Below are 524 nucleotides of genomic sequence, written 5' to 3'. Positions count from 1 at the left end.
ATTTACATGGGTGCACAAGGTCCTATGATGCTTAAAACCGCTGGTGAAGTATCTGACGGTGCATTAATCAATGCATCAAACCCAAAAGACTTTGAAGCTGCAGTTCCTCTCATAAAAGAAGGAGCAGAAGCTGCTGGTAAAAGTATAAGCGACGTAGATGTAGCAGCATACACCTGCTGTTCTATTGATGACGACGCTGGTAAAGCTACAGGCGCAGCAAAAATTGTTGTTGCTTTCATTGCTGCTGGTTCACCACCACCAGTATTCGAAAGACACGGCCTACCTGCAGACACTGGTGCTAAATTCGGAGAATTCTTAAGTAAAGGAGACTTCGGTGGAGCAATCGGAGCTGTAACTGATGACTTAATGAACGCGTTCTCTGTTTGTGGAACTCCTGATGACTTCATACCAAAAATCGAAGCTCTCGGAGAAATGGGCGTAACCCAGTATGTTGCAGGTTCCCCAATTGGACCTGACAAAGAAAAATCCATAAAATTACTTGGAGACGTAATTAGCTCATTCTA

Annotated in this window: 1 protein-coding gene; it reads left to right on the top strand. The window is 43.9% G+C overall.

Annotation, left to right across the window (positions count from 1 at the left end; translation table 11 throughout):
* Positions 1-524 (top strand): LLM class flavin-dependent oxidoreductase (locus ASJ80_RS08515; protein ID WP_143747727.1); only part of this gene is annotated, 524 nt, incomplete at both ends.

Source organism: Methanobacterium bryantii, from assembly GCF_002287175.1.
Classification (GTDB): domain Archaea; phylum Methanobacteriota; class Methanobacteria; order Methanobacteriales; family Methanobacteriaceae; genus Methanobacterium_D; species Methanobacterium_D bryantii.
The sequence above is the reverse complement of the archived record's forward strand: the minus strand, read 5'-3'. Positions and strand labels throughout refer to the sequence as shown.